This window comes from Billgrantia sp. Q4P2 (assembly GCF_052806135.1).
Genome location: NZ_JBRBAI010000012.1, coordinates 1 through 26,968 on the forward strand (window position 1 = coordinate 1; position 26,968 = coordinate 26,968).

A 26,968-nucleotide genomic window follows, 5' to 3' on the forward strand; every position below is an offset into this window, starting at 1 on the left:
ACGACGACGTGGTGGTGGAGTCGGGCGATCACCTGATCCTGTTCGTGATCGACAAGCGCCGCATCCGCGACGTCGAGCGGCTGTTCCAGGTCGGGCTGACGTTCTTCTGATGGCTGGCCCAGTGACAATCCGCGACGCAGGGAACGCCGCCCGATGAGCCTGCGAGTGATCCTGCGCATCCTCGGCCTGTTGCTGATGATGTTCAGCCTGACCATGATGCCGCCGATCCTGGTCTCGCTGCTGTTCGGCGACGGCCAGTGGGATGCCTTCAGCATCGCCATCGCCATCACCGTGATGACCGGCTTGATGATGTACCTGCCCAACCGCAATGCGCGCAAGGAGCTGCGCGTTCGCGACGGCTTCCTGATTGCCGCACTGTTCTGGAGCGTACTCGGGCTGTTCGGTTCGCTACCCTTCATGCTCACCGGCGACGCGGCCCTCGCCCCCACCGATGCGGTATTCGAGTCGTTCTCGGGGCTGACCACCACCGGTGCTACCGTGATCACCGGCATCGAGTTCCTGCCCGAATCGGTGCTCTACTACCGCCAGCAACTGCAGTGGCTCGGCGGCATGGGGATCGTGGTACTGGCCGTGGCGATCCTGCCGACGCTGGGGGTCGGCGGCATGGCACTCTACCGCACCGAGATCCCCGGGCCGCTGAAGGACTCCAAGCTGACCCCGCGCATCACCGAGACGGCCAAGGCCCTTTGGTACATCTACGCGGCACTGACACTGACCTGTTTCCTGGCCTACCTGGCCGCTGGCATGAACTGGTTCGACGCGCTGGGCCACAGTTTCTCCACCGTGGCCATCGGCGGATTCTCTACCTATGACGCCAGTATCGGCCACTTCGACAGCGCCCTGATCGAGCTGATCTGCGTGTTCTTCCTGGTCATTTCGGCGATGAGCTTCAGCCTGCACTTCCTGGCCTGGCGCGGCCGGCAACTCAGTCACTACCTGCACGACCCCGAGGCGCGCTTCCTGTTGATATTCCTCGCCGGATTGAGCGTCATCGCCATCGTCTCGCTATGGCTGACCGGCACCTACGACACCGAGCGCGGCTTGCGCCATGGGCTGTTCCAGGTCGTCTCCATCGCCACCACCGCCGGCTTCGGCGTGGCCGACTTCTCGGCCTGGCCGGGGGCGCTGCCCTTCCTGCTGTTCATGGCCGCCTTCGTCGGCGGCTGTTCCGGCTCCACCGGCGGCGGCATGAAGGTGATCCGTATCATCCTGATCCTGAAGCAGGGCATGCGCGAGGTAATGCGGCTGATCCACCCCAGCGCGGTGATCGCAGTGAAAGTGGGCAAGGTAAGCGTACCCGACGGCATCGCCCAGGCGGTGTGGGGCTTCTTCTCGGCCTACCTGATGCTGTTCTTCCTGATGCTGGTGGGCGTAATGGCCACCGGGGTCGATCAGGTCACCGCCTGGTCGACGGTGGCCTCGTCGCTCAACAACCTGGGCCCTGCCCTCGGCGAGGCTTCCGAGAACTACGGTGAGCTGCCCCAGCTCGCCAAATGGATCCTGGTGGTAGCGATGCTGCTCGGCCGCCTGGAAATCTTCACCGTGCTGGTGTTGTTCACGCCCGCCTTCTGGCGCAAGTGAGGCGAGTCCTGGCCGGGTTTGGCCCCGCGCGCCGCTTCATGGATAATCGGGTCTTCACCCCCTTGTGACCCGAGCGTACATGACCGACTCCCAGGAACCCGTGACCGACCCGCGCCAGGAAAGCGCCTTCAGCGGCCCCCATCGCGTCGTCGAGGTGGGCGGCACCCGCTATACCCTGCTGGGCACCGCGCATGTCTCTGCCGAGAGCGCCGAGGATGTGCGCCGGCTGATCCGCTCCGGTGAATTTGACGCCGTCGCCATCGAACTGTGCGACGCACGCCACCACAATCTCAGCAATCCGGACGCCCTGGCCCAGCAGGATCTGTTCGAGATATTCCGCCAGGGCAAGGCCGGCATGGTCGCCGCCAACCTGGCACTGGGCGCGTTCCAGCAGCGGGTCGCGGAGCAGTCCGGCATCGAACCCGGTGCCGAGATGCGTGCCGCCCTGGAAGAGGCGCGCAACCACGAGCTGCCGCTGCTGCTGATCGACCGCGACGTGGGCGTCACGCTCAAGCGCATCTACCGCAACGTACCCTGGTGGCAACGCATGTCGCTGTTCACCGGCCTGCTCGGCAGCGTGATGTCGCGCCAGGAGATCAAGCCCGAGGAGATCGAGCGGCTGAAGGAAGGGGACGTGCTGGAGTCGACTTTCAGCGAGTTCGCCGCCGAATCGGAAGCGCTCTACACGCCGCTGATCTCGGAGCGCGACCGCTACATGGTGCTGCGCCTGGCGGAGCAGGCGCCTCCCGGGCGCTACCGTAACGTGCTGGTGGTGATCGGCGCCGGCCACATGAAGGGGATGGTCGAGCATTTCGGCGCCCCGCTGCCCGCCGACCCCGAAGTGGAACGTCAAACCCTGGAAGCCACGCCGCCGCCCTCGAAACTTTGGCGCGCCCTGCCATGGCTGATCACGGCACTGGTGTTGACCGGGTTCGCCATCGGCTTCTCGCGCAACACCGAACTCGGTTGGCAACTGGTCGCAGAATGGTTCCTGATCAACGGCGTGCTCTCGGGGCTGGCCACGCTGGCCGCCCTGGCCCACCCGGTCACCGTCGTGGCCACCATGTTCGCCGCGCCGCTCACCTCGCTCAACCCCACCATTGGCGCCGGCTTCGTTGCCGCCGGAGTCGAGCTATGGATGCGCAAGCCCAAGGTGCGCGACTTCTCCATGCTGCGCCACGACGTCACCGAGCTAAAGGGCTGGTGGCGCAACCGCGTGTCGCGCACGCTGCTGGTGTTCCTGTTCGCCACCCTGGGCTCCGCCGCAGGTACCTGGATCGCCGGCTTCCGTATCGCCGGAGCATTGTTGGGGGGGCCGGCCTAGCCTGCGCTCCCCTCGCAGATGCTCCACCCATACAGGCCACCCCGTAGGCCCACCAACCGGTTGCACAGAAAAATCATAACGCCGAGTCTCCGCCTCGCAAGCGGTGGTCAATAAGAGCAGTGCCAGTAGCAGCACAGGCCGCAGGCGGGCCGTCCATAACCTAGCCATCCTGCGGCTCCTGGCTCCTGGCTCCTGGCTCCTGCGGGGCCGCCATCGCCACGCCGTGAAGGTTGGGAAATACCCGGCGCTTACCGCTAGGCTCCGGCGAATGGGCCAGGCTCCGGCGAATGGGCCAGGCTCTCCCGGCGGTGCGAGGTAACCATGCATCTCACCATGGTGAGGGGAACACGCCTTCATTGACGTACTCTTGGATGTGCTCGCGGTACCAGTCAGGGTTCCCCTCCACCTCCTCGGCCCACGCCGATTCCACGATGGGTGCATGGAAATCCCGACTGCGATCACGGCCGCAGACGTTGCAGCTGGCGCGCCACCAGACTTTGGCTTCCCCCCTACCGGAGAAACCAACCATAAGATAATGGCGGTAATCGGGTGGAGGATAATCCCGGTACCACTGCTGCAGCAGGGCGTCCGTATCCGGCAGTGCCAGATCGATCTCGTAGAAGGTCTGGGTATGGTAGGAGAACCAGCGTGCCTGTACGGATTGAGGAGCTGGCACAGGATGAGCCAATACGTTGACCGATCCACTACGAGGTGGACGATGCTCAAAACCGGCACTTAGCCCCCCCCCAGGGGTTTGCCATGCATGATCGAAGGTCATGTACTCAACCCATACCGGCCACCCTCGCGGCCCGCCGAATGGCTGCACGGCAAAGTCATAACGTCGCGGCTCAGGCTCCGCCTCGCAGGCAGCGGTCAATAGCAGCAGCGCCAGCAGCAGCGCAGTGAGCAAGCGAGTCGTCCATGGCCTAGACATCCTGCGGCTCCTGCTGGGCCACCTTCGGCACGCCGTGAAGATTGGGAAATATCCGGCGCTTGCCACTGGGCTCCGGGGCGTGGGCGAAGTGGTCTCTCAGGCTATACGACTGCTGGCGGTGAGACGTATGGATGTAGCCGGCAAAGTGTTCGTGCGATATGTCCAGCATCCACTGTCGCCCGCGTCGGCGGCCGCTTTGCCACCAGTCATCGATCAGGGTTTGCAGCTCGGCAGGAATGGCATGCTCTGGATTCGTTGCCAACAGGGGTCTCAAAGGCACCCAGGCTCGCAATGCCTCGTCATGCATCTGATGCAGGGCATAGATGGCCAGCTCCTTGCGTGTGGCGCGCCGCTCGACCTCGAGCACGTCCATGCCATCCACGCGGATGTCGAGCCCCCTTTCCTGCGCTTCCGCCTGGGCCCGGCGAATCGTCTCCCCATTGGCCCCCAGCCCACCCCGGCGGCGCACGATTAGTTCCTCAAGATTGGCGATGTCCGCCTCGTGCCTGGGGTTCTCATAGCCGCCGCCGATGTCGGCGTGCACTCCCGGCAGGGCGATCTCGGCAAAGTTGCCGGGATGGCTGCCCTGGGCATCGGCAATGCTGTTGAGCGGGAAGTTGCGGCGGATCTCGTGATGGGCAGTAAGCTGCACCACCCGCGCGGCACTGCCCGAGGCGAGGTAGAGATCGAAATCGAGGTTTTCGGCGTTGCCGGGCCAGTAGAAGCTGCCCACGGTATCGAACAACCCCACGAAGCGCACCTGTGCGAAGGGAATCGGCGAAGGAGGAAAGGCCGGAATGAGCCGCAACGGCAGCCGATACTCGCCGATGCGGAAATCCGGCACCATCGCGCTTTCCGGTCCGTCGAGCTGGAAGTCCGGCACCAGCAGGGTTTCCGGCCAGCGATGGATCAGGTTGACGAAGTGCCGGGCCAGGGCCGCGCCGCGGCTAAAGCCGAACACGTCGAAGGTCACCAGCGTATCGCGGGGGTAGGCCTCCAGGATCTTGCGGACTTCGGACAACGCTAGCTCGATACGCGCATGGCCGCCCTCCGGGCCGACGCCGCTGCCCATGCCGATGGCGTCTTCGGAGGCCACGAAGCCATCATCATTCGCATGACCGGTAATGGTCCCCACACCATGAATATAAACTCGATAGTAGCCTTCCTCTTCATCCTCCGGATATAAATCGCGCAGCTTGGCCACGTTGGTGATATCGCGATCGGGCAGATGGCGGTCGTTGTGCATGTTGTTGCCGGTGCCATCGAAGAACACGCCGATCTGCAGGTGGCGCGGCTGAGCGGGAGGCGTTTCCGGCACCGGTGGCGGCGGGGAGGGCGTCGGCTCGGGCGTGGGCACGGGGCGGACGACGCCCCAGTCACCGTGGCGCTGCAACGAGGCCATGGCTTGCGGCCCCAGCCCCCGGGCGTTCAGGCGCGGGAGGTTCCATTCGATCAGGCTCGTGGAGCCCCGCAAGAATGCCCCGGATAGACTCGCACGCCATTGCTCGCCGTTCCACTCGACCAATGGGCAGAAAGGGCGGTCGAAACCGTCGTTCAGGACCAGCAGCAGGTCACCGTCCCGGACCGCCTTGACGATCGTTCGGATCGCCTTTTCCTTGTCCGGAAACAGATCGTAGCCGCCTGCCCTTTTATACAGCTGGGAGAGAGTTTCCCGGCCAGACTCCCTGGATAGCTCGTTTTCGACCTTGCTCGCAGCGAAGGTGGGCAACTCGATGAAGGGAAGATCGATATCCCTGACGTCATGGCGACGAATGAGCTTCCAGAACACTGCCCTCTCCCCCTTCCTGGCTTTCTAAAAACGGAAAGTGAATTAGGGTATCCGGATGGTGAAGCGCGACGCTATGGTCGATTTCCTACAAAGGCCATGGTCAATGGATGACTTTTCTGTATGAGACTCACCCCACGGGCAACGCCAATGCTGCCGCACGGGGTGGCGTGCGTACTGCTCGCGAAAAAAAGATCTGGGCGGTTTACACGGTCTGGGCTTCTGCCTGGCAGGCGGACAGGCGCGTCATCCACCTAACTGTTTCCTTCATTGTCACGCTCGGCCTAGTCTTCGCCCGGGTCGCGTGCGGCCCGGGCGAAGGCCTCGATGACTTGGGCCACCACCTTGCGCTGTTCCACTGGCAGGGCCAGGTAGCGCTGCAGCACGCGGCGCTCCTCGGCGCTGACCGAGGCGCCCCAGGAGCCGCGCGGCTCGCCGATCCGATAACCACCGCTCTCACCGAAGCGCAGCACTTGCGGCTCGAGCCCAAGCCACTCGGCCAGCACCTGCAGCTTCTCCTGCTGAGGCAGGGTCTCCCCGCATAGCCAACGCCGCACGCCCTGCAGCGTGACGGGCTTGCCCCAATAGCGCAGGTTGAACTCCCGCTCGAGTACGGCAGGGCGCGGTTCGTAGCCGGCAGCGCGCATGGCGTCGGCCAGCCGTTCGGCAAAGGCGGTTTTCTCATTCATCGAGGGAATGTGCCGCGCGCACCGAGCTCGCAGTTAAACCCGGGTTGCCGAAACATGACAACAAGTGGTTTACTTTCATCATGTCAGGTACCCCTCTTGAACCATGCCGACCGTCAAAAGGTGACATGGCACGCAACAGGAGGGACGGCAGCCGCCCTCGCTGCCGGCTACACAATAGGGAAGACTCATGCCGGACTCGCTTGATAAGGAACTCGATGCGAGCATCCGCCCATCGGTGCCGGCCACCAGCGCGGCGGTACAGCCGCATGGCTGTCTCATTGCTTATGACAGCGATTGGCAAGGCGTGTGCCTGGCCAGCGCCAATCTATCCCGCTTCTTCGGTTTGTCGCCCGCCGAAGCGCTCGGGCGATCGCCCGAAGAGGTGCTGGGTACCGATGTCGCTACGGCCCTGGCAAAGGCGCTGGCCATGGGGCTGCCCGGCATGACGATCCCCTCTGGCCAGGCGCATGTGGGCTCGCGGTACCTCTACGTCTCCACATACATGGCGAGACGGCATGTGATCCTTGAAGTGGAGCCCCAGGAAGGAAAAAGCCATGAGCTGCCGGGGCTCGGTTACGCCTGGGGAACACGTATCACCCGAGCCAGCAGCGTCAACGAGCTTTACGACCAATTGCTGCGGGCGCTACACGCGCTGACCGGTTTTGAATCCTGCATTCTCCATAGCCATGAGTATGGGGGACGCAGCATGCGGCTTGGCCGGGAAGGTACCCGTCTCGAGCCTCTCCCCAGCGACATCGGCCGCTGCACCAACGCACCACTGATGCTGATCGACAGCCAGGCGGAGCCGGTCGAGCTGCTCGCGGCACCAGGCCCACTCCCCGATTTGTCGCACTGCCCGCTGTGCCTGCCGCCGCCATTGCTGAGAACCTGGCTGACCGGCCGGCAGGCCCGCGCGGCCCTCATCCTCGATCTCGGCGAGACGACCCCAGACCGGAGCCTGGCGATATGTCGGGATCGGCAGCCACGTCACCTCGCCCCACCCCTGCGGCATCAGCTGCTGCAGCTCATCCAGACGGCCGCGCTACGCCGGGAGCTGCTTCACCAAAAGCGGGAAACCCAGCACCGCTATCGCTTGCTTCACGAACGTAACACCCGACTGCAGTGGCTGGCTTATACCGACCCCTTGACCCAGGTGGCAAACCGTCACCGTATCGAGAAGGTCCTCGAAGCCGAGCTGGCGACTGCCAGCCGGAACGGCCGCTCCTTGGCATTGCTGCTGTTCGATGTCGACCACTTCAAACCGATCAACGATAGCCATGGCCATGAGGTGGGCGACAGCGTACTACGCCGAGTGGCCCAGGAGGTCCAGTCGCAGCTGCGCGACAGCGACCACCTGGGCCGCTGGGGTGGCGAGGAGTTCGTCGCTGTCATACCCGGCTGCGACCTGCCCCAGGCGCAGGAGCTGGCCTGGCGCCTGTGCCATACCCTCGCCCAGTGCCGCATCGATCCTGTGGGGGGCGTTACTGCCAGCTTCGGCGTTGCCGTTCATCGGTCTGGCGACACCTCCCGCAAACTGGTGCAACGCGCCGATCGTGCCATGTATCGCGCCAAACGAGCGGGGCGTGCCTGTGTGCGAACTCAGGAGATCGATGAATGATGCCGTTTCACTCGGCGCGATATGCCAGCAGGCGTCGCATGGCCGGGGTCGGCTGCTCGATCTTCTCGTAGCGGCGGCTGGCGTCATAGCTGACGTTGAAGACGTCGAAGTAGTCATCCAGCACCTGGGCCGCGCTGACGTCGCCGCTCTGGCGCAGCAGCTCGGCGGCCACTTCGGCGGTGCACAGATGAGCCTGGGATGCCGGCTTGCGCAAGCGGTAGCGGGTCAGTCGCGTGGTGGCCAGCGGTAGCACCGGCAGCCGGTCGAGGTAGGGACTCTTGCGGAAGATCCGCCGCGCCTGGCGCCAGGTGCCGTCGAGCAGGATGAAGACCGGTATCCGCCCACCTGCCTTGACCTCGCCGACCGCCTCCATGCCCACCACCCGCTCGGCGTAGTCGGGCTGGTCGTCGGGAAAGATCACGAAGGGGGCGAAGCGTGGATCGTCGAGCAAGGCCAGCAGCCGTTCGTCCGGTGCCGTACGGTACCAGGTGAAGACCTCGGTATCCGGCAGCACGTCGCGAATCAAGCGCCCGGTGTTGGTCGGCTTGAAGTGCTCGAGCGGATGGGTGACCAGCCACACGCGCGCCTCGCTCGCGGCGCTGGCCTGGTAGGGACAGAGACAATTCAACACCGGCAACTGGCAGCCGGGGCAGCGCTCGGTAAAGCTGCCCCGCGCCTTGAACTCGCGCCGCGGAGGGCGTGGATGACCAGTTGCGGGGTCATAAGAAAGCCCGGTTACGGGGTCAGGCGAAAGCCCTCTCGCGGGGTCAGGCGAAAATCTCGTGGCGGGGTGGCTGCCCGAAAGGTCGGCCTGGCTAGTCTCGTCCAGCATGATCTCGTGTCTAGGAGAAATGAGGCGGCAATTCTATACCAATCGGCATTCGCCAGCCTCCGGTACGTGCCCGACCGCGTCAGCCATTGGCGATCAGGGTCTGGGGCACCCACAGCCTCCCCTCGCGTTGCCAATGGCGCACCAGCGCCGGCACACCCTTGCCGGCGGGCTGGCTGATGCGGGTCACCCCCGGCGGCGCCAGCGCCTCGGCCTCGGGGTCAACCAGTACGCTGGGAGCATCCAGCGGCGTGTGGTCGAGCAGCGAGGCCGCCGGCATCACCGCCAATGAGGTGCCCACCACCAGCAGCAGGTCCGCCTCGCCGACGATCTCGCAGGCCTCCTGGAAGTGCGGCACGCTTTCGCCGAACCACACCACGTCGGGACGCAGCTGGCTGCCCTTGTCGCAGATGTCGCCCAGCTCTATCCCGCCGCGTGGCAGCGGGTACTGCATGCGTGCGTCCACCGTGGAACGCGCCTTGAGGATCTCGCCATGCAGATGCAGCACGTTGCGCGAGCCGGCGCGCTCATGCAGGTCGTCGATGTTCTGGGTGATGATGCTGACACGAAAGCCCTGCTGCTCCAGTCCCGCCAACGCCTTGTGGGCAGCATTGGGACGCGCCCGGCGCACCTGCTCGCGGCGCAGGTTGTAGAACTGCAGCACCCGGGCCGGGTCGCGCCGCCAGGCCTGTGGCGTGGCGACCTCCTCGATGGGGTGTGCGGCCCACAGCCCGTCGCCGGCACGAAAGGTCTGGATACCGCTTTCGGCACTGATACCCGAGCCGGTGAAGACCACCAGGTGGGGGCGCCTAACGTCTGCCATCACGGCCCTCGTTGCGTTACGTCAGTACACCAAGCCGTTCTCTTCACTGGCACTGAAGCGCTGCTTGTTGCGATAGGGATAGACGTCGATCACGCGCCCATCGACGATCTCCTGCTGCAGTCCCTTCCAGTAGTCGGCATCGAACAGCTCGGGGTGCAGTTGGTAGAAGAGCTTGCGCAGCTTGAGGTCGGCAAACAGGAACGGCCCGAACTCCTCGGGGAAAATATCATTGGGCCCCACCGAGTACCAAGGCTCGTTGGAAAGCTCCTGCTCCGGATACATCGGTTCGGGGATATGGCGGAAGTTGCACTCGGTGAGATAGCACACCTCGTCGTAGTCATAGAAGATCACCCGCCCGTGGCGAGTCACGCCGAAGTTCTTCAGCAGCATGTCGCCGGGGAAGATGTTGGCCGCCGCCATCTGCTTGATGGCATTGCCGTAATCCTTGAGCACCGCCCGGGTCTCGGCCTCGCCACACTGCTCCAGATAGAGGTTGAGCGGGGTCATCATGCGCTCGGTGTAGCAGTGCTTGATGATCACCTTGTCACCGCGGAGGTACACGGTGGAAGGCGCCACCTCCAGCAGGTGCTCGAGGCACTCCGGCGAGAAGTGGTCCTGACGTGCGATGAAGTTGGAGAATTCCTGGGTATCGGCCATGCGTCCGACCCGGTCGTGACGCTTCACCAGCCGGTACTTCTCGCGCACGGTGTCGTGGCTCATCTCCTTGGAGGGATCGAAGCGGTCCTTGATGATCTTGAACACGGTGCGAAACGAGGGCAGCACGAACACCGCCATGACCATGCCGCGCACGCCGGGTGCGATGATGAACTTGTCCTCGCGCTTGGCCACCTGGCGGTTGAGCGCGCGGAAGAACTCGGTCTTGCCGTGCTTGAAGAAGCCGATCGCCGAGTAGAGTTCGCCCTCCGGCTTGTCGGGCATTAGCTGCTGCAGGTAGTCGACGAACTCGCCCGGCACCTGCACCTCGACCTGGAAGTAGGCGCGGGTGAAGGAGAAGATGATGGAGACCTCGTCAGACTCGATCAGCACGGTATCGAGGTGCAACCCCTCGCCCTGCTCATGCAGGACCGGCAGCACCAGCGGCACCTGTTCGCCATCGCCACGCACCCGCCCCACCAGGTAGGCGCCCTTGTTGCGGTAGAACACGCTCTTGAGTAGCTCAATCTCTGCGTCCGGCGCGTCGAGGATCGTCTGGGGCAGGTGACCGCTCAGGAACTCGGCGCCCAGCCGCACGTCCCGTTCCAGGTCCTCGTACGGCGTCTCGAAGGGGGCCTCGGCCAGCGCCCAGCGGATCGCCGCCTCCCAGTCGCCCTTGGCGGTCATGCGGCGGCAGGGCTCTAGGCCCGAGTGGTGGGCCGCGGCGTCCCGCGAGCTGTAGACGAACATCCAGTCGTTGCGAATGTGACGATGGTGGAAGATCGAGCAGAACAGCGAGTTGAAATAGGTCTCGGCCAGCTCGTAGTCGAGGCGTTCGCTGATCAACTCGGCGTAGTGGTTCCTGGCCTCGCGCCAGCATTCGCAGTGGGTCAGATCTTCCTCGTCCAGGGCGCGCTGCAGCCGAGCCAGGGTCTCGCCGACTTTCTCCTCGTAGAGGTTGATGCGCTCGGCCGAGGCCTGCTGGGCCTCACGCCAGGCGGCATCGCGAAAGCGCCGGCTGGCATCGGCGGTGATCTCCTTGAAGCGGGTACGGTATTCGTCGAAGCCATGCAGGATGGTGGCGGCAAGGCGATAGGCGGGCGAATGCTTCATGGCAGACTCCGGGCAGCGTAGGCCACCAGCTTCGCCAATTCTCGCCCTTCGCGCGAGCCGACCATGGTGGGGCGTGTTGTAGTTCGACGACATGGCCGTCGTCATCCTTTCATCATCGCCCTGTCGCCGGGCCGTCATCCACGCCAGGCATTATCGCTCCCAAGCTCCCCGGCAGCGAGGATGCCATGCGAATCTGTCTTGTCAGCGAGACCTGGTCCCCCGAGATCAACGGCGTCGCCCATACCCTCACGCAGCTGAGCCAGGAGCTGCTGGCACGGGGCATGCAGCTCCAGCTCGTCCGTCCGCACCCAGCCGACGCTGCTACCCCGCGGCGTACGCCGGGCATGCAGGCCGAACTGCGCGTGCCGGGCATGGCGATACCCGGCTACCGCGCCGTGCGCCTCGGCCTGCCCGCCGGGCGGCGGGTCCAGCGGCTATGGCAGCAGCAGCGCCCCGACGTGGTCTACCTGGCCACCCAAGGGCCGCTGGGCTGGTCGGCGCGGCGCGTGGCCAGGCGCATGGGCATCCCGTTGGTGGCCGGCTGGCACACCAACTTCGATCACTACTGCGGCGACTACGGCGTACCCTGGCTGGCGCCGACGCTGCTGCGCGGGCTTCGCCACTTCCATAACGGCTGCCAGGCCACCCTGGTCCCCACCCGCCAGCAGGCGGACGACCTTTCACGCCAGGGTTTCCAGCGGCTCGCGGTGATGGGACGCGGCATCGACCACCGGCGCCTCGATCCGGCATTGCGCTGTGCCGAGCTGCGTCGCAGTTGGGGTGCCGACGAGCACCGCCCGGTGGCACTGCACGTCGGCCGCCTGGCGGCAGAGAAGAATCTCACCCTGCTGCGCGAGACTTTCCATGCCATGCGCAGCGCGCGCCCCGACATGGCCCAGGTCGTCGTCGGCGACGGGCCGGCACGTCGCTCGCTCGAAAAGGCGCTGCCGGAGGTGCATTTCACCGGTTTCATCTCGCCGGAGGCCTTGGCCCGGCACTACGCCAGCGCTGACCTGTTCCTGTTTCCCTCGCTCTCCGAGACCTGGGGCAACGTGGTGCCGGAAGCCATGGCCAGCGGCCTGGCCGTGGTGGCCTACCGCCACGCCGCCGCCGCCGAGCTGATCGACAGCGGCGTCAACGGCGTGACCGTGCCCGCCGGCGACGCCGAGGCATTCCGCGAGGCCGCCGTGGCGCTGTGCCAGCAGCCGGCGCGCTACGCCCAGATGGGCCGCGCTGCACGCCTGCGCAGCCAGGCCTGCCGCTGGCCGGCCATCGCCGACACCTTTCTCTCCGTACTCGAGCAGGCCCGGGAGGTGAACCATGCGACCACGCGCCCTTGCAGTATTTGATCGACTCGACCTGCTGGAATGGCGGCTGTGCCAGCGCTTTGCCAGCCTCAGCCTGTACGCCCCTTGGCTTGCCACCCTGCGTCTGGCCAGCCGCGTGGGCGACTGGCCGGTATGGGTGCTGCTGATCGCCGCCCAGCCGCTGCTCCAGCCCGAGGCCGGCCTCGCCTACTTTCTGCAGTACGCCACCACGGGGCTCGCTGCCATCCTCATCTACCGCATGATCAAGACCCGCCTGTGCCGCGAGCGTCCCTTCATCACCTTCGTCAACCTGATCCAGTGCGGCGAACCGGCCCGCGACCGCTACAGCTTCCCCAGCGGGCACACCATGCATGCGGTGATGTTCTGCGTGCTGACCGCGGCACATGCGCCCTGGCTGCTGCCGCTGCTGGTACCGCTGGCGCTACTCATCGCACTGTCACGAGTCGGGCTCGGCCTGCACTACATCAGCGACGTCGCCGCCGGTGCCGCCATCGGTTACGCCTTCGGCCTGGCCAGTCTCTACCTGGCGGGTTGACGTTACCAGGGCAGCGCCTCGCCGTTGCTGTGCCAGAAGCCGCCACTGGTTTCCAGCGTCAAGGCCTCGATACGTGCGGCGATGCCGGCAGCGGCCTCTTCGGGCGAGATCAGCCCACCGAAGTTGACCATGCGGGTCTGCACGTAGCCCGGATGCAGTTGGGCGACGGCGATGCCCTTCGGCTTGAGGTCCATGGCCAGCGACTTGCCGAAGGCGTTCAGGGCCGCCTTCGAGGCACGGTAGCCATAGCGTCCGCCGGAATCGTTGTCGGCAATCGAGCCCATGCGGCTGGAGACGTTGGCAATCTTGCTGCCGGCCCCCAAGTTGTCCAGCAGTGCCTCGGTCACTCGCAGCGGGCCGTAGGAATTGACTTCCATCTGCTCGCGAATGGCGTCGAAGTCGAGCGAACCCAGCGACTCGTCATGCAGCAGGCCGGCGTTGTTGATCAGCAGGTCCAGGCGTTGCCCACCAACGGCCTCGACGAGACGCGCAACGTCATCGGCCCGGGTCACGTCGACCCCTTCGATCACTTGAGCTGCGACCTCGTTGAGTTCCGGGGAGGCTGCACGACACACACCGATCACCTGCCAGCCCTCGTCATGATAGTGCCGGGCCAGTGCCAGGCCGATGCCGCGGTTAGCACCAGTAATCAATACATTGGAAGCCATAACGACTCCTTCATCGCGAATGAGGGACGCTTTCCAGTGTGGTGGTCGACCCAGGAAGTGCAAGTGCTGATTCGGCACATATCCCTCAACGCAAAGGCAGGCATATAATGGTTACGCAATGTAATCCCCGTCTCGGGTCCATTCACCGATGCCTGCCATCGAACAAGGACGCTTTCATGGCCAATCGCGCCTCTACTATGACACTCGCCGCCCTGGGCGGCGCCGCCATCGGCTTCGTCGTGGGTTGGCAATTGCCGAACGCCACGCCAGCCGCCCCGGCCATCGACGACGCCGTCGCCGACAGCTCGGCTCCCCCCTCCCTGGAGCTGGGCGAACGCCAGCGGGGCGAGATCACCTCGACCAGCGAGCTCAACGGCAAGGATGGCAGCCGCTTCCAGCGCTTCACCCTGCCGCTGGAGGAGGGCGCCCTGGTCGAGATCGAGCTGAGTGGCCCGCTGCAGGGCACCCTGGCCCTTTACGACGCTGACCAGCAACTGCTCGCCTCGAGTGCCAGCCCGGCCTACTACGACGCGCCTTCTGCCGCCTCATTGCGCCGCCGCATCGACGAAAGCGGCGACTACACGCTGGTGGTCAGCGGCCATGACCTGCACAGCTACGGCCCCTACACCCTGGCCAGCCGGCAAATGGAACTCACCACCAGCGATGCGCTGGAGATGCCTTCACGGGCCGATGGCTGGCTGCAAGGGAGTGGTGACACCTACACGCTGACCATCGAGGAGACCGGCCTGTTCCAGATCGAGATGCGCTCCAGCGACCTGGATGCCTACCTGGTGCTCGAAGGCCCCAACGGTTACCGCCGCGAGGACGATGACAGTGCCGGCAACCTCGATGCACGCATCGCGGACTTCCTCGAGCCGGGTGAGTATCGCCTCACCGCACGCAGCTCCTACGGCCAGGACAGCGGCCTCTATACGCTGGAGCTCGCCCCCCACGAGCTGGCCAATGGCGAAACGCTGCGCAACAGTGGCGAACTCACATTCGACGAGCCGCTGCATGGCTGGTTCAGCGGCGAGACGCTGAGCTACGAGTTCACCCTCGATGCACCCGCCGCCGTCACCATCGACATGCTCTCGTCCGATTTCGACTCCTTCCTCGAGCTGAGCGGCAATAACGTCTCTTACAGCGACGATGACGGCGGCGAAGGACTCAATGCCCGTCTCTATGCCTCGCTGGACGCCGGCAGCTATCGCGTGACCGCACGCGGTCATGGCGGTCACGGCAGCGGCTTGTTCGAACTTCGTGCCAACGGCATCGCGCTGGATGAACTGCCCAGCAACGGCCAGTTGGAGGTCGACCGCCCGGTGCGGGCCATGCTGGAGCCGGGCGCCCGTGACTACTATGAGCTGGTCGTGGAGAGCGCCGGCGACTATCGCCTGGACCTGCATTCGGACGACTTCGATGCCTATCTCGAGCTGGAGGGTCAGGGCCTGTCCCTACGCGACGACGACGGCGCCGGTGGACTGAACGCACGTATCAGTACCCATCTGGACGAGGGCACCTACCGCGCCATCGCCCGGGCCTACGGCAATAGCGAAAGCGGCAGCTATACGCTGCACCTCAGCAGCGAATAACCTCCGCGTTTTTCTCCCGGCCTTCCCATCCCCGGCAGGGTCGGGTGTTCCCCCATGGTTCTCAGCAGCGCTGGCGGCGGTCGATGAACAAACTGTTGCCGGCCTGCCGCTTGGCCTGCTGCTTGAGCTCCGAGAGATCTTCTGCAATGGTCAGGGAATCACAACCGCGCCCATCACACACAGGACGCGCCGCCAGCGATAGGCTGACGAAAGGACAGAAGTGGGTCTGGCCCTGCCGGTTTTCGACCCATATACCACCAGCTCGTCGATCCGACGCGTCGTAGAAGTCGGGAGCAATGGCACCGAAGGCCTCGAGTATGGCGTGACAGCAATGCTCCCATTCATGGCCCTCGAACAGCAGCATGAAGTCGTCTCCACCGATATGGCCGATGAAGCCTCTCTTGCCCACCAACTCGTCGAGCAACTGGGCCAGCGCCACGATGACCCGATCGCCACGCGCGTAGCCGTATGCGTCGTTGTACGCCTTGAAGTTGTCGAGGTCACAGTAGACTGCGGTGAAGGCGTCGCCTCTTTCCAACCATTCATCCAGGGTTTGGTTGATCAGCAGATTGCCCGGCAAACCGGTCAGGGGATTGGCATGGCGCGCTTGGCGCACCTGGATCGAGGTGATTTCACGCAGCAGGTCGACGATATTGCCCATGCCCTGATAGCGCTCTTCGGCATCGACAATCACGAAGTCCTCCTGGGGCACGTCGCTGTTGTCGGTGAGCTGCTGGCTGAGCGCGGTCAGCGGCGTTTCATCCACGGCGACCATCATGCGTGGATCAGCCAGTTCCCCGATCCGGCGCTTCGAGAACAGGGCATGGCTGAAGGGGTTGGTGAAAAGGGTAAGAAATTCGTTACGCCGAACCACACCAATGGGCCGCTCATTCTCCACTACCGCCACGCAGCGCAGCGTTGGGTCGGCACGGAAGCGTTCTGCCAGATCGAGTACCGGCCACTGCGGCGTGATGGGTTCCAAAGGCTTGAGTACGGCGCGAGCGCAGCGCACCTTCTCCTGGCGTAGTGGCGCTCCACTTGTCAGCAAATGCTCGATCTCGCGCGGCGGGGTCAGGCTGGGTCGAGCGAAGAAATAACCTTGCAGTAGTGAAAGGCTGCGGTCGAGTTCCCACAGGCAACGGTACTCCTCGACGGTTTCGACCCCCTCCGCGATCAACAGGCAACCCAGGCTGCGCGACACGTCGAGGATGGAGCGCAGGAATTCCCGCTTGCCGGGCTCACGGTCGATGCCGGTGACAAAGTGGCGGTCGAGCTTGACGAAGTCGGGACGTAGCTCGGCCCAATGCCGCAGGCTGGAGTGACCGGCGCCCAGATCGTCCAACGCCACCTGGAAGCCCATGTCCCGGTAATGCGCCACTGCCTGGCGCATCAGGGCATAATCCTGAATCGGCACGTGCTCGGTCAGCTCGATCACTACCCGGTTGGGTGCCAGACCATACTCGCGCAGATAGCCCAGGGTCAGGCCCTCACGAAAGTCACGCTCGACGATGGTGGACGGCATCACGTTGAGGAATAGCCGCCCCGGCAGACCGAGCCGAACAAAGGCGGCAACCGCCAGCCGCCGACACATCAGGTCGAGTTCGACTAAAAGCCCCGTTCGCATCGCCACGTCGAACAGGATCAGCGGCGAGTGCATCCACGAGCCTTCCGGCCCGCGAATCAGCGCTTCATAGCCGTGCACCCGCTGTCTGCCCACGTCGACGATCGGCTGAAAGCAGGGTGTGAGCTGCTCCCCCTCGATGATAGCCCTGAGTTCCTGTGCCTCCCGGCAAGCCATGGCACGCCCCCCCCTTTACCTACAGAAAGGGCAACAATGCGACGTATTCGTGACAGTGTCGTGACGAGACGGAACGCACCACAACGCAAATTCACGATCGAGAAACGGGAATGACACCCAAAGAGGTCGAGTTCCTGGTATTCCTTGCCAAGGGTAATGCCCTCCACCTCAAGCGATGCGTCGTAATGACGGCGTGCCCAAGCCTCATGAGCCACCGCCCAGGAGCAAACCCTGATGCCAGTAGTAGCTGCTATGCTTTGGCTATCCTTATGACGGAAGCATGGCCATCCCTTTACATATGGAAGTGAACGCCAAGCGCAGGCTTCGTTTGCGCCCTGCAACGCCACACGACATTGCCCTGCTCACACGCTGGGACGCCCAGCCCCATGTCATCGCCGCCAACCCCAACGACAGGTGGGACTGGAAGGCCGAGCTGGGCCATCAGGTCGAAGGGCGTCGACAATTCATTGCCGAACGCGATGGACGTCCCATCGGCTTCGTCCAGATCACCGACCCCGCTCGCGAGGAGAGCAGTTACTGGGGCGAAGTGGCCAACGGCCTGCGCGCCATCGACATCTGGATCGGCGAGCCCGAGGAGCTGGGCAAGGGTTACGGCACCACCATGATGCAGCTGGCACTGGCGCACTGCTTTGCCGACCCGCAGGTCACCGCGGTACTGCTCGACCCCCTGGCCGACAATCGCAGTGCCCATCGCTTCTACGAACGACTGGGCTTTCGCTTCGTCGAGCAGCGTCAGCTGGGTGCCGACATCTGCTGCATCTACCGCCTCGAACGTCGCGACTGGCTGGCCTGAGCGCCTGGGTCCGTCATGCCCCACCTCTGACCGTGCCACGACCACAGGCTGCTACGCTGTATCAGGCAACGACGGATCACGTGCATCAGGAGGTAACCGATGTCAGGGCAAAAGGACCATGCCAACCTGTTCGACGATGCCCGCTCACGCCTGGAGGAGGTATTCGACGCCATCGACATTCAAGGCGATGCCAGGGAGCGCCTGAGGCAACCCAGCCTCTCGCTGCAGGTCAGCGTGCCGGTACGCATGGACGACGGTAGCCTCAAGGTCTTTCCCGGCTGGCGCGTTCAGTACAACACCACCCTGGGGCCAGCCAAGGGCGGCATTCGCTTTCATCCCGACGTCAACCAGGAGGAGGTGACCACGCTGAGCTTCTGGATGGCGGTGAAGTGTGCCGTGGTCGACCTTCCCTACGGTGGCGGCAAGGGCGGCGTCAAGGTCGACCCCAAGCAGCTGTCGAAGCTGGAGCTGGAACGTTTGGCGCGTGGCTACGTGCGCGCCATCGCCGATGTCATGGGGCCCGATCGCGACATTCCCGCACCCGATGTGAACACCAACGCCACGGTAATGGGCTGGATGGCCGACGAGTTCGACCACCTTGCCCGCGGCAAGGTACCCGCCGCCATCACCGGCAAGCCGCCTGCCCTGGGCGGCTCGCTGGGCCGCGTGGCTGCCACCGGGCGCGGTGCACTGCATGTACTCGACCTATGGGCCGCACACGAGAAGCGCAAGCCCGAGGATACCACCGTGGCGATCCAGGGCTTTGGCAACGCCGCCTATCATTTCGCCCGCCTGGCCCATGAACGAGGCTATCGCATCGTCGCCGTTTCCGACTCCAAGGGCGCCATCTACAGCCGGGATGGCCTGGACCCCGATCCCATCATGGAGCAGAAGACCCAGAACCAGCGCCTGCACGAGATGGTCTACTGCGACGACTCGGTGTGCATCGCCGAGGACGTGGAGAAGCTCGAACGCGACGAGCTGCTTACGCTCGAGGTCGATGTTCTCGCCCTGGCGGCACTGGAGAACCAGATCCATGAAGACAATGTCGACCAGGTAAAGGCCGGCGCCGTGCTCGAAATCGCCAATGGCCCGGTTACCAGCCATGCCGACGAGCAGTTAGAAGCGCGCGGCGTACCGGTGCTGCCCGATGTGCTGGCCAATACCGGCGGTGTGATCGTCAGCTACTACGAGTGGGTACAGAACCGCAGCGGTGAACGCTGGGCTGAAGAGGAGGTCAATTCGCGCCTGGCCAAGCGTCTGGAACGGCAGAGCCAGCTCGTCTTCGAGCGCGCCAAGCGGGAGGGAATCTCCTATCGCAAGGCGGCGTATCGCCAGGGCGTCGAGCGTATTGCCGACGCCATTCAGCTGCGCGGCAACTGCCAGGACAGCGAATAGCGTGCCCAGGTCCCGCACGCGAGGTGACAAGCGTTCCGGCGGGGGCGACAATGTCGCCCCCCTTAGGCGCATATCCGGGCCACCATGACGGAACCCCTGACCATTCTTCATCGCGACGATTGCCTGGTGGCGGTGCATAAGCCAGCGGGCCTACTGGTACACCGCTCCAAGCTGGCAGGCGGCGAGAGCGAGTTCCTGCTGCAGCGTCTGCGCAACCAACTAGGCCAGCGCGTCTATCCGGTGCATCGTCTCGATCGCCCCACCTCGGGCGTCATGGTTCTGGCCCTTGACTCGGGTACTGCGGCCCGACTGGGCGAGATCTTCACCCAACGTCGGGTCGCCAAGCGCTACCTGGCCGTGGTTCGCGGCATCGGTCCCGAGCACGAGTGGTTGGCCTATGCCCTGCGAGAGGAAGATGGCAGCCGCCCTAAGGCGGAGATGCCGGCGCTCGAGGCCCTCACCGAGGTGAGAAGGCTCGACAGCGTGGAGCTACCAGTGCAGGTGGACCGCTACCCCTCCAGCCGCTATTCGCTGATGGAGGTTCGGCCGCTGACCGGACGCCGTCACCAGATTCGCCGCCACCTGTCGCGGCGCGGCTATCCGATCATCGGCGATGCCAAGCATGGCAAGGGCAACCACAACCGCTTCTTCGCCGAACGCCTGCAGTGCCCACGGCTGCTGCTGGCCGCGGTGGGCTTGAGCTTCGAACATCCCGTCGCCGGTTATCATCTGGACTTGAGCTGTGGACTGGATAGTTCCATGACGGGCCTGTTCCAGCATTTTGGCTGGGCCGGTCATCTGCCGACCGATGCAGCACGCTGCCTGGAAGCTCCTTTACCCGCCCCGACCTGACCTGACCCAGGAGATTCGAGACGCCGCCATGACCGCTCCACTACGTCCGCATGATGTCGCCCCGCCAGCGCAGGACGACTACGATTTTCGCTTCGGTGGCATCCGGCGCCTCTATGGCGCCAGCGCGCTGGAGCGCTTCCACCGCGCCCATGTGGTGGTGGTCGGCGTCGGCGGCGTCGGCAGTTGGACGGTGGAGGCACTGGCACGCTCAGGTATCGGCCGACTCACGTTGATCGACCTCGACGACGTCTGCGTCTCCAACGTCAACCGCCAGCTTCCCGCACTCGACGGCAACATCGGCCGCCCCAAGGTGGAGGTACTGGCCGAACGCTGCAGAGCAATACAGCCAGCTATCGAGGTCCTGGCCGATACCGCCTTCGTCACGCCGACCAACCTGGCACAACGCATCCCTGAGGATACCGACATGGTGGTCGATGCCATCGACAGCGTGGTGGCCAAGGCCGCACTGATCGCTTGGTGCCGGAGGCGCAAGCTGCCCATCGTCGTCGCTGGCGCTGCTGGCGGACAGACCGACCCCACGCGCATCAAGGTGGCGGACCTCGCGCGCACCGACCATGACCCACTGCTGGCCAAGGTACGCGCACGGCTACGCCGGGATTACGGCTTCTCGCGCAATCCCAAGCGACGCTTTTCCGTCGAATGCGTCTATTCTGACGAACAGTTGATCTACCCGGGTTCGGATGGTGAAGTCTGTCACCAGAAGCCCGGCAGTGGCGAATCGACCCGGCTCGACTGCGCCAGCGGCGTGGGTGCGGCCACCTTCGTCACCGGCGGCTTCGGCTTCGTAGCAGCCTCACGGGTGCTCGCCCGCTTGGCCAAGCAAGCCGCCAAGGCAACCGTCGATAACGACACGCCCCCATGACCTGGAGCCCAGCGTGATGTCTCATCCCCTTCCCGTGCCCGGCATCTACAGCCACTACAAGGGCAACCGCTACGAGGTGCTCGGCGTCGCCCACCATAGCGAGACCGAGGAGCCCCTGGTGGTCTATCGCGCCCTGTACGGTGACTATGGGCTGTGGGTGCGGCCGCTTGCCATGTTCACCGAGACCGTCGAGGTGCGCGGCGAACCGGTGCCGCGCTTCGACCTCGAAAAAGCGTTCTAGGCAAGGCTCGACAAACGAAACCGGCGCCTGGTGGCGCCGGTTGAAAGCTCATCGCAAGCAGCCGAGACGTTACTCGTCGCCGGCTTCCTGCATCTGGCGCAGCATGTAGTTCTCGATGCCGACCTTGTCGATCAGGCCGAGTTCGGTCTCGATATGATCGATGTGCTCTTCCTCGTCGGCGAGGATATGGCGGAACAGGTCGCGGGAGACGTAGTCCTTGACCTGCTCGCAATAGGCGATGGCCTCGATGTAGTCGTTACGACCTTCGTGCTCGATCTTGAGGTCGCTCTCGAGCATCTCGCGCACGTTCTCGCCGATGTGCAGCTTGCCGAGGTCCTGCAGGTTGGGTACCCCCTCGAGGAACAGGATGCGCTCGATCAGCTTGTCGGCATGCTTCATTTCGTCGATGGACTCGTCGTACTCCCACTTGGCCAGTGCCTTGAGGCCCCAGTCCTTGTACATCTTGGCATGCAGGAAATACTGGTTGATTGCCACCAGCTCATTGCCGAGGGACTTGTTGAGGTATTCGATGACCTTGGCATCGCCTTTCATTGCCTTTCTCCCTTCTCTCGTCTCGGCCTTGGGCCTGTCTTGGCGTTGCGTGACGCTCAGCGAATCATAATAGGCAGTATCAGCCCAAACACGCAAAAAATCCAACCGGGACAGTCGGTTGGATTAATGGCAACAAGAATGAGAGAGATTGGCAACGAAGAATCGATGACGACTCGCAACACTACACGGCGTAGGCAAATTCTCTGGCCGAGGCCATCAGTTCGGCCTTGACGGCCTCGCGGGTGATGGTCTTGCCGACACAGGCGCACTTGCCGCATTGGGTACCGCAGCCGGTTGCCTGCTGAACCTCTCGCCAGCTACGGGCACCGCTCTCGACGCTTTCGCGGATCTTGCGGTCGGATACGCCCTTGCAAAGACATACGTACATCGACATCACCTCGCTATGCTTACGATAGTTAATGTAAATGATTCGCATAGCCTATCGCAAGAGGGGAGGCGACTATTTTTTTGACCGGTATCAGCCTTTATCGATTACCGGCGGCTCGCCTTGGGCAAGACCACTACCCGCGTACCCGAGGCAATGTCGGGCCAACTGCGGCGTTCGGTGTCGAACAGCACCCACAGATAGCCCAGGCCGAAGGCCGCCAGTGACAGCCACGCCACCAGATAGCGCACCAGGCTCTGGGCGAGGGTTATCGAGCAACCGTCACGGGTCTGAACGCGCAGCCGCCAGGCCTGCATGCCCAGGGTCATGCCGCCACGCATCCAGGAGAAGGCGAAGAACAGGAAGGCGACCGCCAGCAGCAACAGCTGCAGCGTCAGACGCTGCGGCGTTCCGGCGCCGACTTCCTCAGGCCCCAGGCCCAACCCGTGACGCACGAAGGCCACGTGCAGCACGGTGAACAGAATCCACAGCGCCGCTACCAGAAAGGCGTCATAGAGCATGGCGCCAAGGCGCCGCCCGAGGCCGGCCGGCCATACATCGTCGAGCTGATCGAAACGTCGTTGCATCACTGTCTCTTCCTGGAACGCCACGGGCAGGTGCCGGGTGGCGCAGACATCATGAAGTAAGGTCGCCGCGCCGGCCGTCAGCCGGTGCGGCGCAGCAGATAGAGCCCCAGTCCGGCACTGATCAGTGTCGGCGCCAGCACGGCCCATACCGGGGAGAAGCCGAACACCGTCGAGGCCGGTGCCAGCAGGTCCTGCAGGTACTTGAACGACAACCCCACGACCACCCCGTAGAACACGCGCGTGCCGGCCGCCACGGTGCGCAGCGGGCCGAACACGAACGAGGCCGCGACCAGCACCAGCGAGGCCATGGTCAGCGGCATCAACATCTTCTGCCAAAAATAGAGCAGTGGCTGGGTTGCCTGCAGCCCCTGTTCCTGCAGGAAGCGAGCATAGGCCCACAGCTCGCTGGGGGCCTGGCTGTTGATCGGCAATAGCAGACGGTTGAGCTGGTCAGGTGTCAGGCTGGTCTGCCAGGGCTGTTCGGCGAGACGCTCGGCCTCGGTACGGTCGTCGAAGAAGCGAGTGACGGCGACCTCTTCCAGTAGCCAGCTGCCGTCACGCCATACGGCGCGTTCGGCCGTGATGGCCTCGCGCAGCTCGCGCCCTTCGAAGCGGTAGCGGGTCAAGTCGAGCACGGTATCGTCGGCGCGTATGGCACCGAAACGATAGACGCTGTCACCCTCGCGCTGCCAGCCGCCCTGCTGGACCAGTACCGTGCCCTCACCCTGCATCTGCTCGAGGCGCCAGGCGCTGGCGAACTGCTCGGTGCGTGGGCTGACGTATTCGGCGGTCAGCAGCACCACGACCACCACCAGGATGATGGGTTTCATCACCCCCCACAGGATACGCGTGAGAGAGCGCCCGGCGGCGCGCATCACCGTCAGCTCGTTGCTCGACGCCATGCTGCCCAGGCCGATCAGCGCACCGATCAGCACCGCCACCGGCGCGTACTGATAGAAGCGCCAGGGCAGGCGCATCAACAGGTAGAGCAGTACCTGGAAGGCGCCGTAGTTGCCTTCGACGTCATCCAGGTCGTTGATATAGGAGATCACCAGGTCGAGGCCGAGCAGCACCACCTGAACGACGATGATTGCGCCCAGTACGTTGCGGGCGATATAGCGGTCGAGACGATCCGTCAGCATCAGCGCATCCCCCTGCGCTGGTTGTGCATCAACAGTCCAACGCCCAACGCCAGGAAAAGTGCATGGATGGGCCACATGCCGATGACCGCCGGTAACGTGCCGCGGCCAATGGCATCCAGCGCCGCCAGCAACAGGCTCAGATAGCAGATGTGCAGGAAGATCGCCGGCAGCAGCTTGGCGAAGCGTCCCTGACGCGGATTGACCCTCGACAGCGGCATCGCCATCAGCGTCAGAATGAAGACCATCAGCGGTAGCGAGAAGCGCCACTGCAACTGGGCGTGGGCCCGATCGGAGTCATCGCCGAACAGTTCAACCGTAGTGGCGTACTCTGCCGACTCCAGCTCACGTCGCTCGACGCCAAGCGAGAGGCGCACGGCATAGGTCTCGAACTCCAGCCGCTCGGCTTCGAAGCGCCCCGGGTCGACGCTGTAGCGCTCGCCGTCGGCCAGCACCAGAAAACGGCTGCCGGTGTCGGGGTCCACGGTCTGGTAGCCGCTGCCGGCACGGGTCACGGCGGCTTCCGGCGTGCCGTCGCGCCGACGCTGGCGCTCGCTGATGAAAACCTCGTGCATGCGGCTGCCGTCGTCGCTGAAGGACTCGGTATAGGCGGTGCGACCGCCGCCGAAGTCCTGGAAGCGCCCCGGCGCCAACGCGGTGAAGTCGAGCCGGCTGCGCTGCTCCTCCAGCATCACGGCGTTGTGCAACGCCCCCGCCGGGGTCAGCCACAGGCTGCACAGCCCCACCATGACCGCCACCAGGGTTGCCGGCACCAGGCTGACCTGGAACAGCCGGGCGGGGCTGATGCCGCAGGCCACCAGCACGGTGATCTCGCTATTGAGATAGAGCTGACCGTAGGCCAGCAGAATGCCGAGAAAGAAGGCCAGCGGCAAAATCAGCTCGAGAAAGCCGGGCAGGTGGTACAGCATCAGATTGCCGAGGATGGCGACGGGTATGTCGCCCTCCGCGGCATCGGTGAAGTAGCGGATGAACCGGCTGCCCATGATGACCAGCAGCAGCACGCCGGCAACGGCGGCCATGGTGAGCAGGATCTCGCGTGTCAGGTATCGAAAAATGATCATGCAGCGCTCTTCCATGCAATGGCGCCATGCCTTGAGTACACTTGGGTGATTCGGCAGGCTCCGGAGCCGTGCCGGCATTATCCAGAATCCCCCATCGCTTGTCTTGTGGAGTCACCATGGAATTCCCAGTTCAGACGGCCAATCCCGCCAAGGCCGAATCGGCCTGCCTCGTGGTCCCGGTTTTCAAGGATGGCGACCTGCTGCCCGCCGCTGCCAAGCTCGACGACGCCAGCGAGCGGTTGATCGGCCAACTGATCGAGCGCGGCGACTTCGACGCCAAGCTGGGCAACGTGCAGTTGATCCCCTTCGCCCCTGGCCTCTCCGCCGATCGCCTGATGCTGGTGGGGCTGGGTGAACGCGGGAAGTGCCAGGAGAGTGCCTTCATCAAGGCGCTGGACGCCGCCTTCACCGCCGTGGCCAAGCTCACGGTCGAGGACGTTGCGGCGGCCTTCACCGACGTTCCGGTGCCGGAGCGCAGCGTCGCCTGGAAGGCGCGCATGACCGCGGAGGCCGCACTGCGCGCCGTCTATCGCTTCGACGAGTTCAAGTCGGAGAAGGCACCGCCCCTGCGGCTCGAGAAAATCACTCTGCTACTCAGCGAGGGCGACGCCGCCGACGAGGCCCGCGAAGGCGCTCGCATCGGTAACGCCATCGGTCAGGGCGTGGCCTACACCCGCACCCTGGGCAACCTGCCGGGCAACGTCTGCACCCCGACTTACCTGGCCGACCAGGCCGAACAGCTGGGCCGTGAGTCGAATGGTGCGCTCGCCGTCGAGATTCTCGACGAGGCGGCGCTGGAGGAACTTGGCGCGCATAGCCTGCTCTCGGTGGGTCGCGGCAGCGAGCAGCCCTCGCGACTGATCGTCATGAAGTACCAAGGGGCAGAGAACGCCGACGAGGCCCCCCACGTACTGGTGGGCAAGGGTATCACCTTCGATACCGGCGGCATCTCGCTCAAGCCAGGCGAAGCCATGGACGAGATGAAATTCGACATGTGCGGTGCCGCCAGCGTGTTCGGCACCGCCAAGGCGGTGCTCGGCATCCGGCCCAAGCTCAACCTGGTGTTCATCGTCGCCGCCGCCGAGAACATGCCCGACGGCCGCGCCACCAAGCCTGGCGACATCATCAAGACGCTCAAGGGGCTGACGGTGGAGGTACTCAACACCGACGCCGAAGGGCGCCTGGTGCTGTGCGATGCACTGACCTACGCCGAACGCTTCGAGCCCGCCAGCGTGATCGACATCGCCACCCTGACCGGCGCGGCGATCATCGCCCTGGGCCACCACGCCACCGGCCTGCTGTCCAACGACGACGACCTGGCGCTGGACCTGCTCGACGCCGGCGAGGCGGCCTGGGACCGCGCCTGGCACCTGCCGCTGTGGGACGAGTACAAGGAGCAGCTCGACTCCAACTTCGCCGACATGGCCAACATCGGCGGACGCCCGGCCGGCACCATCACCGCCGCCTGCTTCCTCTCGCGCTTCGCCGACACGTTCCCCTGGGCACACCTGGACATCGCCGGCACCGCCTGGACCTCGGGCAAGCAGAAGGGTGCCAGCGGCCGTCCGGTAGGCCTGCTGACCCAGTACCTGCTCGACCGCGAGGAAGAGACGCGTCAGGTCGAGAACGACGCCTAAGGCCATCAAGGTTGCCAACACAGTCGGCAACCGTTACACCTGTCGCATTGCGCGCTCCGGGTCGGCCGACCCGGAGCGCCGTAGAAGCCCAAGAAAACGCCGGAA

The 26,968-nt window shown here is 64.5% G+C and carries 25 protein-coding genes; 12 read left to right on the plus strand and 13 right to left on the minus strand.

The features are described from left to right. Positions 1-153 precede the first annotated feature (153 nt). Positions 154-1,602 (plus strand): TrkH family potassium uptake protein, encoded by a 1,449-nt coding sequence (locus ACUY1T_RS18115; RefSeq protein ID WP_446024980.1) that lies wholly within the window; start codon positions 154-156, stop codon positions 1,600-1,602. A 79-nt stretch (positions 1,603-1,681) separates the two neighbouring features. Continuing rightward, positions 1,682-2,926, plus strand: a complete 1,245-nt coding sequence (locus ACUY1T_RS18120) for a TraB/GumN family protein (RefSeq protein WP_446024981.1) — start codon at positions 1,682-1,684, stop codon at positions 2,924-2,926. 328 nt (positions 2,927-3,254) lie between these two features. Here ACUY1T_RS18120 and ACUY1T_RS18125 read toward each other — a convergent pair whose 3' ends face one another. From ACUY1T_RS18125 to ACUY1T_RS18135, 3 genes are all read right to left on the minus strand, one after another. Continuing rightward, on the minus strand, positions 3,255-3,860 hold the full coding sequence (locus ACUY1T_RS18125; RefSeq protein WP_446024982.1) for a DUF2931 family protein: 606 nt from the start codon (positions 3,858-3,860) through the stop codon (positions 3,255-3,257). Further along, positions 3,853-5,649 carry a phospholipase effector Tle1 domain-containing protein gene (locus ACUY1T_RS18130; protein WP_446024983.1) on the minus strand — a complete coding sequence of 599 codons (1,797 nt, stop codon included), beginning with the start codon at positions 5,647-5,649 and terminating at the stop codon, positions 3,853-3,855. Before ACUY1T_RS18130 ends, ACUY1T_RS18125 begins: the two co-directional genes overlap by 8 nt. Positions 5,650-5,930: 281 nt before the next feature. After that, positions 5,931-6,335, minus strand: coding sequence for a transcriptional regulator (locus ACUY1T_RS18135; protein WP_446024984.1), 405 nt, complete (start codon positions 6,333-6,335; stop codon positions 5,931-5,933). A 187-nt stretch (positions 6,336-6,522) separates the two neighbouring features. Between ACUY1T_RS18135 and ACUY1T_RS18140 the strand changes: the two genes are divergently transcribed. Beyond that, entirely contained in the window at positions 6,523-7,953 is a 1,431-nt protein-coding gene (locus ACUY1T_RS18140; RefSeq protein WP_446024985.1) for a diguanylate cyclase, read from the plus strand. Between the two features lie 7 nt (positions 7,954-7,960). Here the strand turns inward: ACUY1T_RS18140 and ACUY1T_RS18145 are convergent, their stop codons facing one another. The 3 genes from ACUY1T_RS18145 to aceK all read right to left on the minus strand — a co-directional run bounded on the left by ACUY1T_RS18145 (position 7,961) and on the right by aceK (position 11,372). Then, positions 7,961-8,785, minus strand: coding sequence for a DTW domain-containing protein (locus ACUY1T_RS18145; protein ID WP_446024986.1), 825 nt, complete (start codon positions 8,783-8,785; stop codon positions 7,961-7,963). 79 nt (positions 8,786-8,864) lie between these two features. Further along, on the minus strand, positions 8,865-9,605 hold the full coding sequence (locus ACUY1T_RS18150; RefSeq protein ID WP_446024987.1) for an SIR2 family NAD-dependent protein deacylase: 741 nt from the start codon (positions 9,603-9,605) through the stop codon (positions 8,865-8,867). A 21-nt stretch (positions 9,606-9,626) separates the two neighbouring features. Then, positions 9,627-11,372: a bifunctional isocitrate dehydrogenase kinase/phosphatase gene (gene aceK / locus ACUY1T_RS18155; RefSeq protein ID WP_446024988.1), complete on the minus strand. Its 1,746-nt coding sequence runs from the start codon at positions 11,370-11,372 to the stop codon at positions 9,627-9,629. A 185-nt stretch (positions 11,373-11,557) separates the two neighbouring features. Between aceK and ACUY1T_RS18160 the strand changes: the two genes are divergently transcribed. After that, a complete protein-coding gene (locus ACUY1T_RS18160; protein ID WP_446024989.1) occupies positions 11,558-12,721 on the plus strand; it encodes a glycosyltransferase family 4 protein in 1,164 nt (387 codons plus the stop codon). Beyond that, on the plus strand, positions 12,693-13,235 hold the full coding sequence (locus ACUY1T_RS18165; RefSeq protein WP_446024990.1) for a phosphatase PAP2 family protein: 543 nt from the start codon (positions 12,693-12,695) through the stop codon (positions 13,233-13,235). The genes ACUY1T_RS18160 and ACUY1T_RS18165 overlap by 29 nt, the downstream gene beginning before the upstream one ends. A gap of 2 nt (positions 13,236-13,237) precedes the next feature. On the opposite strand, the gene ACUY1T_RS18170 is transcribed toward ACUY1T_RS18165, so the two are convergent. Next, positions 13,238-13,903 carry an SDR family oxidoreductase gene (locus ACUY1T_RS18170; protein ID WP_446024991.1) on the minus strand — a complete coding sequence of 222 codons (666 nt, stop codon included), beginning with the start codon at positions 13,901-13,903 and terminating at the stop codon, positions 13,238-13,240. 176 nt (positions 13,904-14,079) lie between these two features. Between ACUY1T_RS18170 and ACUY1T_RS18175 the strand changes: the two genes are divergently transcribed. Further along, positions 14,080-15,495 (plus strand): hypothetical protein, encoded by a 1,416-nt coding sequence (locus ACUY1T_RS18175; protein ID WP_446024992.1) that lies wholly within the window; start codon positions 14,080-14,082, stop codon positions 15,493-15,495. Between the two features lie 61 nt (positions 15,496-15,556). Here the strand turns inward: ACUY1T_RS18175 and ACUY1T_RS18180 are convergent, their stop codons facing one another. Continuing rightward, a complete protein-coding gene (locus ACUY1T_RS18180; RefSeq protein WP_446024993.1) occupies positions 15,557-17,293 on the minus strand; it encodes a bifunctional diguanylate cyclase/phosphodiesterase in 1,737 nt (578 codons plus the stop codon). 280 nt (positions 17,294-17,573) lie between these two features. On the opposite strand from ACUY1T_RS18180, the gene ACUY1T_RS18185 reads away from it, so the two are divergent. The 5 genes from ACUY1T_RS18185 (at position 17,574) to ACUY1T_RS18205 (ending at position 21,481) form a co-directional block, all read left to right on the plus strand. Beyond that, on the plus strand, positions 17,574-18,107 hold the full coding sequence (locus ACUY1T_RS18185) for a GNAT family N-acetyltransferase (RefSeq protein ID WP_446024994.1): 534 nt from the start codon (positions 17,574-17,576) through the stop codon (positions 18,105-18,107). A 99-nt stretch (positions 18,108-18,206) separates the two neighbouring features. Further along, positions 18,207-19,505, plus strand: a complete 1,299-nt coding sequence (locus tag ACUY1T_RS18190; RefSeq protein WP_446024995.1) for a Glu/Leu/Phe/Val family dehydrogenase — start codon at positions 18,207-18,209, stop codon at positions 19,503-19,505. 84 nt (positions 19,506-19,589) lie between these two features. Next, the gene (locus ACUY1T_RS18195; RefSeq protein ID WP_446024996.1) at positions 19,590-20,357 is read left to right on the plus strand and encodes a pseudouridine synthase; all 768 of its coding nucleotides are present in this window, start codon (positions 19,590-19,592) and stop codon (positions 20,355-20,357) included. 28 nt (positions 20,358-20,385) lie between these two features. Then, the gene (gene tcdA / locus ACUY1T_RS18200; RefSeq protein ID WP_446024997.1) at positions 20,386-21,240 is read left to right on the plus strand and encodes a tRNA cyclic N6-threonylcarbamoyladenosine(37) synthase TcdA; all 855 of its coding nucleotides are present in this window, start codon (positions 20,386-20,388) and stop codon (positions 21,238-21,240) included. Between the two features lie 16 nt (positions 21,241-21,256). Beyond that, entirely contained in the window at positions 21,257-21,481 is a 225-nt protein-coding gene (locus tag ACUY1T_RS18205; RefSeq protein WP_263581285.1) for a DUF1653 domain-containing protein, read from the plus strand. A gap of 69 nt (positions 21,482-21,550) precedes the next feature. Here ACUY1T_RS18205 and bfr read toward each other — a convergent pair whose 3' ends face one another. The 5 genes from bfr to lptF all read right to left on the minus strand — a co-directional run bounded on the left by bfr (position 21,551) and on the right by lptF (position 25,226). Further along, a complete protein-coding gene (gene bfr, locus ACUY1T_RS18210) occupies positions 21,551-22,033 on the minus strand; it encodes a bacterioferritin (protein WP_197566544.1) in 483 nt (160 codons plus the stop codon). A gap of 181 nt (positions 22,034-22,214) precedes the next feature. Then, positions 22,215-22,421, minus strand: coding sequence for a (2Fe-2S)-binding protein (locus tag ACUY1T_RS18215; RefSeq protein WP_446024998.1), 207 nt, complete (start codon positions 22,419-22,421; stop codon positions 22,215-22,217). A 104-nt stretch (positions 22,422-22,525) separates the two neighbouring features. Then, a complete protein-coding gene (locus ACUY1T_RS18220; protein WP_446024999.1) occupies positions 22,526-23,005 on the minus strand; it encodes an RDD family protein in 480 nt (159 codons plus the stop codon). Between the two features lie 77 nt (positions 23,006-23,082). Beyond that, positions 23,083-24,147 carry an LPS export ABC transporter permease LptG gene (lptG, locus tag ACUY1T_RS18225; protein ID WP_446025000.1) on the minus strand — a complete coding sequence of 355 codons (1,065 nt, stop codon included), beginning with the start codon at positions 24,145-24,147 and terminating at the stop codon, positions 23,083-23,085. Beyond that, positions 24,147-25,226 carry an LPS export ABC transporter permease LptF gene (gene lptF, locus ACUY1T_RS18230; protein ID WP_446025001.1) on the minus strand — a complete coding sequence of 360 codons (1,080 nt, stop codon included), beginning with the start codon at positions 25,224-25,226 and terminating at the stop codon, positions 24,147-24,149. The genes lptG and lptF overlap by 1 nt, the downstream gene beginning before the upstream one ends. Before the next feature lie 116 nt (positions 25,227-25,342). Between lptF and ACUY1T_RS18235 the strand changes: the two genes are divergently transcribed. After that, positions 25,343-26,863: a leucyl aminopeptidase gene (locus ACUY1T_RS18235; protein ID WP_446025002.1), complete on the plus strand. Its 1,521-nt coding sequence runs from the start codon at positions 25,343-25,345 to the stop codon at positions 26,861-26,863. Positions 26,864-26,968: the final 105 nt, after the last annotated feature.